The sequence below is a fragment of the Thermoflexus hugenholtzii JAD2 genome, assembly GCF_900187885.1.
In the GTDB taxonomy this organism is placed as follows: Bacteria; Chloroflexota; Anaerolineae; order Thermoflexales; family Thermoflexaceae; genus Thermoflexus; species Thermoflexus hugenholtzii.
The window spans coordinates 1-9,512 of record NZ_FYEK01000036.1 but is presented as its reverse complement, the minus strand read 5'-3'; the positions used below and the strand labels follow the sequence as shown (position 1 = coordinate 9,512).

The 9,512-nt window shown below is 66.1% G+C and carries 5 protein-coding genes, 1 tRNA gene and 1 pseudogene; 1 reads left to right on the top strand and 6 read right to left on the bottom strand.

Features of this window, described 5'->3' with window-relative positions; genetic code table 11:
* From CFB18_RS09905 to CFB18_RS09895, 3 genes and pseudogenes are all read right to left on the bottom strand, one after another.
* Window positions 1-336, bottom strand: a pseudogene (locus CFB18_RS09905) (hypothetical protein); the annotation flags it as partial.
* A 79-nt stretch (window positions 337-415) separates the two neighbouring features.
* Window positions 416-4,186, bottom strand: coding sequence for a DNA polymerase III subunit alpha (locus CFB18_RS09900; protein WP_088571653.1), 3,771 nt, complete (start codon window positions 4,184-4,186; stop codon window positions 416-418).
* 206 nt (window positions 4,187-4,392) lie between these two features.
* The gene (locus CFB18_RS09895; protein WP_088571652.1) at window positions 4,393-5,949 is read right to left on the bottom strand and encodes an ATP-binding protein; all 1,557 of its coding nucleotides are present in this window, start codon (window positions 5,947-5,949) and stop codon (window positions 4,393-4,395) included.
* A gap of 255 nt (window positions 5,950-6,204) precedes the next feature.
* On the opposite strand from CFB18_RS09895, the gene rpsT reads away from it, so the two are divergent.
* Complete coding sequence (gene rpsT, locus CFB18_RS09890) at window positions 6,205-6,492, top strand: 30S ribosomal protein S20 (protein WP_088571651.1); 288 nt, start codon at window positions 6,205-6,207, stop codon at window positions 6,490-6,492.
* A 176-nt stretch (window positions 6,493-6,668) separates the two neighbouring features.
* On the opposite strand, the gene CFB18_RS09885 is transcribed toward rpsT, so the two are convergent.
* The 3 genes from CFB18_RS09885 to CFB18_RS09875 form a co-directional block, all read right to left on the bottom strand.
* Window positions 6,669-6,896: a hypothetical protein gene (locus CFB18_RS09885; RefSeq protein ID WP_088571650.1), complete on the bottom strand. Its 228-nt coding sequence runs from the start codon at window positions 6,894-6,896 to the stop codon at window positions 6,669-6,671.
* Window positions 6,897-7,080: 184 nt separating this feature from the next.
* On the bottom strand, window positions 7,081-9,234 hold the full coding sequence (gene argS, locus CFB18_RS09880; RefSeq protein WP_088571649.1) for an arginine--tRNA ligase: 2,154 nt from the start codon (window positions 9,232-9,234) through the stop codon (window positions 7,081-7,083).
* A gap of 70 nt (window positions 9,235-9,304) precedes the next feature.
* Window positions 9,305-9,382: transfer RNA gene (locus CFB18_RS09875), tRNA-Arg, on the bottom strand.
* Window positions 9,383-9,512: the final 130 nt, after the last annotated feature.

Below are 9,512 nucleotides of genomic sequence, written 5' to 3'. Positions count from 1 at the left end.
GAGCTCGGTAAGCTGCGCTTGGGTCTGGGCCTGGTGGGCCAGGAACTCCTGACGATGGGCGCCGAAGGTCTCGCCCAGGCGGCGGATAGCCTCAGCCATCTCCGCAAAGCGAGCGTCCGTCTCCCGGGCCTGTCGCCGCTGGGCCCGGTAGAGGGCCAAGATGAGGCGGGCGGCCCGCCGGAAGCCCCGCTCCATCGCCTCCCGCGTGGCCGCCAGATCGGCGGGCATCCGGCGCACCTCCTCCGAGGCCAGCAGGGCCCACAAGGGCTCCCGCCACTCCGGATGCGCGCGCAATAATTCCGCCAGATCCTGCAGATCCTCCACCGTGAACGCCATCTACATCCTCCCACTCCGGGATTTTACCATAAAGCGAGGCCCGGCGGCCTCAGCACGTTGCGCAGAAGGACCTGCCGGCTCACTCCTGCGGCTTAAGCGGGAAGACGCGCACGGAGTCCGGGCCCAGCAAGCCTTCGAGGCGCGCCAGAAGCTCCGGGGAATACCACGTGCCTTGCTGAGGGAACCGCAGCCGGACCTGCCGCCGGTCCGGATACACCACCACGACCTGGAAGGGGTCCGGCCCCGGCCGCTCCGTGAGCAGCCGATGGACCTCCTGCAGCCGCCGCAGATCGTCCTCCAGGCGGTCGGTCCGGTAGAGATACACCACGATTTGCCGGGCCGGGACGGCTCTGGGGGGTTCCGACCCTAGGGGGATCTGTGGTCCCCTTTCGGAGGCCGGGGTCCAGGCGCTTGCCTCCCCCTCTGAAGGCGGAGAGGGCATCTCCTCTGGGGACGAAAGAGGAACGGGTGGAGCGGCTTTCTTCGGATCGGAGGCTGTCTCCTCCCTGGAACGCCCCCAGCCGTTCGGCGGGAGGATACGCTCCTCGGCCTCCGGGAACTCCTCCTCCGTTTCCGTCCGCTCCTCCGCCGGCCGCGCCAGCACCTCCTGATCCCGCAGGTCCTCCGCCACCACCCGAGGCTCCCGTCCTCCGCTCTCCGCCTTGCCCACCACGATGAGGATCGAATCCGGGCGCACCCGGTCCCCCTTCTGCTTCCACAGGCGGGGGAAGATCACTACTTCCACCATCCCATGGATGTCTTCCATCGTCACATACGCCATGGTCTCCCCGGTTCGCGTCGTGACGGTCCGCACCGCCCGGATCAGGCCGGCCAGCTTCACGGTTTGCCCGTGGAGCTCTTCGCTCAGGTCGGCCGTGGTGTGGGTGACCACCTGCTGCAAGATCGGCCATTGCCGGGTGAGCGGGGTCTCTGAGAGATAAGCGCCGACGAGCTCCTTCTCCCATTCCAGGATCTGCCCCTCCTCGACCTCGGGCAGATTCGGCAACGCGCCGATCCGGGAGGTCGCCTCCAGCCGAAGGCCGCTCAGATCGAAGAGGCTGAGCATCCCCTGCTGGCGCTCCCGATGGTAACGAGCGCTGGCCTCCATCAAGTGGTCCAGGATCTCCAGCAGCTGAGCTCGATTCCCGAAGGCGCTCAGAGCCCCGACCCGGATCAGGGATTCCAGGGCTCGCCGGCCGATCTCCTTCAGATCCACCCGCCGGGCCAGATCATCCAGATCCCGGAAAGGCCCGCCCTCCCGCCGGGCGGCCAGGATGCGGACCACCGCCCCTTCCCCCACGTTCTTCACCGCCGTCAGCCCGAACCGGATGGCCTCCACGCCCTCCGGCGTCCGCTCAATGGTGAAAGTGGCTTCGCTTCGGTTGATGTCGGGCGGGAGGACGGGGATCCCCAGGCGCCGGCACTCCGCGACATAGAGGCCGATCTTCTCCGTCTTGTTCCGGTCGACGGTCATCAGGGCGCACAGATACTCGACCGGATATTTGGCTTTGAGATAAGCCGTCTGGACGCAGATTTTGGCGTAGGAGGCAGCGTGGGCGGCATTGAAGCCGTAACGGGCGAAGAACTCGATGTCCCCCCAGATGGCCTCCGCTACCTCGGCGGGGATGCCGTTGTGGACGCAGCCCTCCAGGAACTTGGCGCGCTGCTTGGGGAAAGCTTCCCCCTTCTTCTTGGCCACGACCTTGCGCAGCTCATCCGCCTCAGAGGGCGTGTAGCCGGCCAGATCGATGGCCACCCGCATGATCTGCTCCTGGTAGACCAGGATGCCGAAGGTCTTCGAGAGGATGGGCTCCAGACGCGGATGGCGATATTCGATGGGCTCCTGGCCGCGCATGCGGCGGATGTAGTTAGGGATATATTCCAGCGGCCCCGGACGGTAGAGGGCCAGGGCGTCCATCACATGGGAGAAGGCCCGGGGCTTGAGGTCCCGCATCATTCGGCTGAACCCCCGCCCTTCCACCTGGAACACTCCCACCGTTTCCCCCCGCCCCAGAAGGGCGTAGGCCTCCGGGGCATCCGTCGGGATGGTCTCCAGGTCCAGATGCACCCCGTGACGCTGGGCTACCCGCTCGCAGGTCTCCCGCATCACCGTGAGGGTGGAAAGGCCTAGGAAGTCGATCTTCAAGAGGCCCAGGGCCTCCAGGGCCTCCATATCGAACTGGGTGACCGGCAGGAGGGCCTCCCCCCCTCCCTCCTCCCCGCCGTTCTCCTCCCGCGCGCTCCCCTTCAGCCCGGTCGGCCGGTGGAGAGGGACGTAATCCACCAGAGGGCGATCAGCGATCACCACGCCCGCCGCGTGGGTGCCGGCATGGCGCACCGTCCCCTCCAGCTGCATGGCCAGATCCAGCAGCTCTCGGATGTAATCTTTCTCCTGATACAGCCGCCGCAGCTCCCGCCCTTCCTCGTTCGAAGGATCCAGCAGATCCCGGATGGAGATGTCCTTGCCCGGGATCGCGGGGATGAGCCGGGCCACCCGGTCCACCTCCGGCAGGGGGAGATCCAGGGCCCGGCCCACATCCCGCACCGCCGCCCGGGCTTTCATCGTCCCAAAGGTGATGATCTGGGCCACCCGGTCCGCCCCGTAGCGGTTCACCGCATAGCGGATCATCTCATCCCGCTGGTCGTCCGGGAAGTCGATGTCGATGTCCGGCATCGACACGCGGGCCGGGTTCAGGAAGCGTTCGAAGATCAGATCCAGCTCGATGGGATCCACCCGGGTGATCCCCAGACAGTAAGCCACCAGGCTCCCGGCGCCGGAGCCCCGCACGTTCCACCAGATCCCCCGCTCCCGGGCATAGCGGATGAGGTCCCACACGATCAGGAAATAAGCATCGAACCCCATGCGGTGGATGATCTCCAGCTCGTAGTCCAGGCGCTCCCGGTAGCCCGGCCGGGGCTGAGGGAAGCGCGCCCGGAAGCCCTCCTCCGCCAAGTGCCGCAGATAGGCCGCAGGGTCCGGGAAGCCCGGGGGCGGATCGAAGCGGGGGAGCCGGTGGCGGCCCAGCTCCAGCTTCAGCGAGCACATCTCCGCCACCCGCAAGGTGTTGGTCAGGGCCTCCGGGATCTCGGCGAAAAGCTCCTGCATCTCCTCCGGGGTGCGGAGATAGTAGGTGTTGTCGCTCATCTTCATACGGCCGGGCTCCTTCAGCCGCTTGCCGGTCTGGATGCAGAGCAGCACATCCTGGAGCCCGGCATCCTCCGGGCGGACGTAGTGCACATCGTTGGTGGCCACCAGGGGGAGCCCGAGGCGGCGGGACAGGGCCACCAAACCCCGGTTGATCTCATCCAGCTCCGGAACGCCCGGGTGGGATTGCAGCTCAAGGAAAAAGCGACCGGGGAAGCGCTCAGCAAACCACGCCGCCACCGCCTCCGCCTCCTCCATCCGCCCCTGGGCCAACAGACGCGGGATCTCCGCCGAGGGGCATCCGGAGAGGATAATCAACCCCTCCGCGTGGCGCTCCAGCAGGGCCTTGTCGATGCGCGGCTTGTAGTAGAAACCCTCCAGCTGGGCGATGGTCGCCAGGCGGATGAGATTCCGCCAGCCCGTCTCATCCATCGCCAAGATCGTCAGGTGGTAAAGGCTCCGATCATCCGGCTCCCGATCCTGAACGGTGCGCCGGGCCATGTAGGCTTCCATCCCCAGGATGGGCCGGATCCCGGCCTCCTGAGCCTTCTGATAGAAGGCGATGGCGGCGTAGAGAACGCCGTGATCCGTCAGGGCGAGGGCCGGCATGCCCAGCTCGGCCGCCCGCCCGATCAGATCGTCGATCCGACTGAGCCCATCTAACAGCGAGTATTCCGTGTGGACATGCAGGTGGACGAAGGACATGGGGTGGTCCCTTCACTTCCCGGAGAAGATGAATCGATGCACGCTCAGCTCCGAGCCTTCTCCCCGGATGAGCAAGGGCGCCGCCCGCTTTCACGCGGGAAGGGAGATCGCGCTCACCGTTCGGGTTATAACACCTTCCGGTCCGGGGAGGGAGGGCCAGCGGTTCGCTTTAACGTGGAGGGAGCTCGTCGCACGTCCGGATCCTCTTACCGTATCGGGCTGCGCGGGATGGAGAAGCTGAACGCGGATCCCCGTCCGGGGGCGCTCTCTACCCAAATCCGGCCGCCGTGGGCCTCCACGATCGCCCGGGCCAGATACAACCCCAGGCCCGTCCCCGGCGTCTGACGGGCGATGGCCTGGCTGGTGCGATAAAAGCGCTCGAAGATCCGCTCCTGCTCCTCCGGCGGGATCCCCACGCCCTCATCGGTGACGGTGACGATCACTTCCCGCGGCGTCGCCCGCCCGGAGATGCGGATCATCCCCCCTTGCGGAGAGTATTTGATGGCATTGCTCACCAGGTTGGCCAGCACCTGCTCCAGCCGGCGGGGATCCCCCTGGATCAGAGGGAAATCCGGTGGGAAGTCGACCACGATGAAATGACGATCGGTCTGGGGACGGAAGCGGTCTGCCACCCGTTCCGCCAGCTCGTCCAAGGCGACCTCCACGAACTGCAGCTCCAGGGCCCCCGCCTGCAGGCGGGAGGCATCCAGCAGGTTGTCGATCAGCTCGGTGAGCCGGTCCGCCTCCTCCTCGATGATCGCCGCGATCTCCCGCACCGTCGCCACATCCCAGGTGGCGTCCTCCCGCCGCAACGTGCCGGCGTAACCCTTAATGATGGAGACCGGCGTCTTGAGCTCGTGGGAGATGATGGAGATGAAGGTGGACTTCAGCTCCTCGGCCTCCCGGACGCGGGTCATGTCCCGCACCACGCCGATGATGTTCACCAGGCGGCCGGTGCGGTCCAGAAGAGGCGAATAGGTGATCCCCACGGCCACGCGCCCCCCATCGCGGCGGACCAGGTCCCCTTCGACATAGATGGGCTTTCCGCCGGCCAGGGGCCACCCGCCGGCCTCGGCCTCGGCCAGGGTCATGCCGGAGCGTCGAGGGTTCAGGACCACCACCTCATCGTGGGGGCGGCCGATGGCCTCGGCCGGGGACCATCCGGTCAGCCGGGTCATGGCCCGGTTGAAGACCTGGATGCGGTGGGCCGGGTCCAGGATGATGACGCCGTCGGCGGTGGCCTCGATGATGGCCTCCAGCCGCCGCTTCTCGGTGGCCAGCTGCTGGTAAAGCTGGGCGTTGTGGACAGCGATGGCGGCCTGGTCAGCGAAGGCGCGTAGGACCAGCCGGTCATCGTAGGTGAAAGCGGTGCCGAAGGCGCGGAAGACCATCAGCAGGCCGAGGAGGTTCTCCCCCACGATCAGGGGGAGGGCGACGGCCTGCTGGGCTTCGATCCGAAGGGTGCGGGCGATCTGCATCAGGACCCGCTCGACGCCGGCCCGGCCCCAGGCCTCCGGCTGGGCCGGGAGCTCCATCAGGAGCGTGTTCAGCTCCCCCCACATCCGCTCCGGCAGGCCGTGGGCAGCGCGGATCGTGAAGGCCTCGTCCTCCCGCAGAGCGATGAAAGCGACCTGGCCGTCCAGCATCTCCGCGGCCGCGTTCACCACCATGCGCAGCACGGCGTCCAGATCCAGCTGCGCAGTGATGGCCCGCGTGATCTCCAGGAGGTAATCGCGCTGCTGCACTCGGAAATCGGTCAGCATCCCTCCCCCTCAATTTCCACAGCCTGCCTTTTCGATTATATCGAAAACGACCTGCCCAGCCTGTACAGCCGCGGAAAAAGAGTCCCTCCCCAGGCGGATCCTCCACACCTAAGGACGATCCTTCGGCATCGCATTGGTTCCCTTTCGTGTCCCACACCCAGACGTTGGCAACGCCGGGGTCTTTGACGAAATCCCAGGAGACCTCATAAAATTAACAATCGGCGTGCGTGAGGAATCCCTGGTGGAGGTGAATCCTTGCCGAACACGCGTTCAGCCCTCAAGGAGCTGCGGAAAGCAGAGCGTCGGCGGCAGCGCAACCGGGCCATCCGCACCCGGGTGCGGACGTTCGTGAAATACGCGCGTCAGGCCATCGCCCAGGCCGACCTGGAGGCCGCGCAGAAGGCGATCCGAGAGGCCTATCGAGAGCTGGACCGGGCGGCCCGCAAGGGGGTGATCCATCGCAACACCGCGGCCCGCCTGAAGTCCCGGCTGATGCAACAGTTCAACCAGACCTTCGGCGGCGCTGCCCAGGCGGCCGCGTAAGGCCTCATCGAAGAGAGAAGCGGGGCGAAGCAGAAGCGCAGGCCGCCTGCTTCGCCCCGCCGGCATGCCGGGCGTAGGCTCGCCGGGGGAGCCGGAACCCGTGCAAAAGCGCTCGCTTCCCATCCCCCTGGCCAGGAGGGGAAACGATATGGATCGCTTCTCCGGCGAAGAAAGGCTCAGCCTTCCCCCATGGCCGCTCGCCCCTGATCCGTGATCCCATACACCGGGTTCGCCAGGCTCTGACGCACCAGCCCGCGGGCGGCAAGCCCCTCCAGGATCTGGATGACCTCCTTGGGATTCATCGTCAGATCGCGCGCGATGGTATACGGGCTGTGATACCCTCGATGGTCCCGCAGATAGGCCAGGATCTTCCGCTCCGCATCGCTCAGAGTCGTTACCGCCATCGCCCACCTCCTTTTCCGGAGCCAGGCCCTTCGCCGATCCCAGCGCATGATCGATAAAGAGGGCAACAGATCTCCCCGCAGCCCGCCGGATCCCTTCACAGGATCAGACCCATCCGATATTTATTGTAGATTGTAACATTCCAGGCGCTGTATTTCGACCGGAGGGCGCGGAAGCGCGGGGAACTCAGAGGATCTCGGGGGCCGGGATCCCCAGGAGCTGAAGGGCGTTGGCCAGGGTCTGGCGGGCAGCGGCCACCAGCGCCAGACGGCCTTCCCGGATGGGGGAAGGGGCAGTCAGGACCGGGCAGTCCCGATAGAATTCGTTAAACGCCCGGGCGAGATCGAAGACATAGTTGGCGATCAGAAGGGGCTTGTAGCGCTCCGCCGCTGCTTGAACTAAATCCGGGAACGCGGCGATGGCCTCGATCAGGGCCACCTCCTGGGGCTCCAGGGTCTCAAAGATGTGATCCCCATCGAGGGTCACCGGGGCTTCCGCCTTCTCCAGGATCCGACACGCTCGGGCGTGGGCGTACTGGAGATACGGCCCCGTTTGCCCTTCCAGGTTGAGGGCCGCATCCCAGTCGAAGACGATGACCTTGTTGTTGTCCACGCTGAGCATGCTGTATTTCATCACCCCCAGGGCGACGGCGCGGGCGATCTCCACCTTTCGCTCCGGCGGCAACTCCGGGTTCTTCTCCTCCACGATCCGTCGCGCCCGCTCCCGGGCCTCCGCCGCGAAATCCTCATAGAGCACCACCGTCCCCGCGCGGGAGGACATCTTCCCGCCGGGCAGGGTAACCATCTCATAGGCCAGATGATAGCACTTGCTTGCCTGAGGGAAGCCCCACAGCTCCAGGATCTTGAAGATCTGCTTGAAGTAAAGGGACTGGCGGACGTCGACTACGTAGATGGAGCGATCGATGCGATATTGCTCGAACTTGCGCTTGGCCAGGGCGAGGTCCTTGGTGGAATAGAGCGTGGTGCCATCGCTGCGCAGGATCACCAGGGTGCGATACTCCTCCTTCCCTTCCTGTCCCAGGAGCCGGTCAATCTCCACCACCACCGGGCCGTGGGGGCGCAGATCAGTGGCGATGCCACGGGCGATCAGCTCCTCCACGATGCGCTTGCCCTCCTCCTCAACCTCGCTCTCGAAGAACCAGACGTCGAAGGTGATCCCCAGCTCCTCATAGATCCGCTGGAACTCCTCCAGGCTCCACTCCCGAGTTCGCCGCCACAGCTCAAGGAGCTCTGGGTCCCGGGCCTCCCACCGAGCGTAGAGGGCCCGCAGCTCTTTCTCGTAATTCCACTCTTCAGGACGATGGCCGATCTCCCGATAGCGGGCCCGGAGCCATGCCACCGCCTGCCGATCCGCCTCGCCGCCCTTCCCCCGCCGGACCCGGGCTTTCTCTTCCAGCTCGCTCAACCACCGACCCATCGCCTCCCAGAGGGACCACAGCCAGTCCTTATCCGCCACGGCGTCGAGGTCCGGCAGCTCCCCCATCGCCATCGCCCGGATGAGAACCGCTGCGTCCTTCTGGCCGACGGGGCCGGAGGCGGCATGGGCCGCCATGGCCTCGGAGAGGCGAGTCAGCAGGAAATCCCGCGCCCAGGGCGTGACGCCTTCCTCCCGGAAAGCCGTCAACAGAAAGCGCACCACCTCCCGACGGTAGGCGTCGGCCTCCTCCAGGCGGGCCTCGGCCTCCGCATAGACCTGGCCCAGCCAGGCGCCCCGCCGCTCCGCCGGCTCCTCCCCCCGGTGAAAACGCAGGTAGCCCCACAGGCACTTGATCACATGGGCGCCGATGTCCCCCGGATAGGTCGCCCGGATCACCTCAAAGCCGGCGAAATCCAGGATGCGGGAGAGGGCATCGCCCAGCACCGCGTTGCGCAGATGGCCGATGTGGAAAGCCTTGTGGGTATTGGGCTGGGAGAACTCGACCATCACCCGCTCCCCCTTCGGAGCCCCCCGGCCGTAGTCCGGCCCCTCCCGGAGGACGGTCTCGATGACCGAGCGGGCAACCTGGGAAGGGTTGAAATAGAGATTGAGATAACCCCGCACCGCCTCCACCCGCTGGAAGCGGGGATCCGCGCGAAGGGTCTCCCGCAGCTGCTCCGCCAGACGCTCGGCGATCTCCTGAGCCCGGGCGGGTACGTTCAGGTTCGGCCGGCTCTTCTTCTCCTGGGCGGCCAGCTGCATCGCCAGGGGGGTCGCCATCCCCCAGGTGTAATCAAAGGGGAGATCCCGCCACTCGATCCCGGAAGGCTCCGGAAGGCCTAACGTTCGCAGGGCGCGACGGACCTGCTCGGAAGCCCACTCCCGATACACGGAGAGGATCATCGCGCTGGATCCTCCTGAGGTTCCGTATAAACCAACAGAGGCCGCCTTCGGCGGCCCCTGTGGGAACCCATGGCGCGCCCGGCAGGATTTGAACCTGCGACCTTTGCCTCCGCAGGGCAACGCTCTATCCAGGCTGAGCTACGGGCGCACCTACTGTCCTCATTTTAACACAATCCCTATGCCTTGACAAGAGCATCGTGTCGGACGAGCCCCGCTCTTCTCACGGCTGGTGGGGGTTGAAGGTCCGGATGAAGGCGATGATGTCCGCCAGATCCTGA

Excerpts from the sequence above, each read along its gene's own strand:
- argS (WP_088571649.1), bottom strand. The coding sequence starts at position 9,234 with ATGATCCTCTCCGTGTATCGGGAGTGGGCTTCCGAGCAGGTCCGTCGC.
- CFB18_RS09900 (WP_088571653.1), bottom strand. The coding sequence starts at position 4,186 with ATGTCCTTCGTCCACCTGCATGTCCACACGGAATACTCGCTGTTAGAT.
- CFB18_RS09895 (WP_088571652.1), bottom strand. The coding sequence starts at position 5,949 with ATGCTGACCGATTTCCGAGTGCAGCAGCGCGATTACCTCCTGGAGATC.
- CFB18_RS09885 (WP_088571650.1), bottom strand. The coding sequence starts at position 6,896 with ATGGCGGTAACGACTCTGAGCGATGCGGAGCGGAAGATCCTGGCCTAT.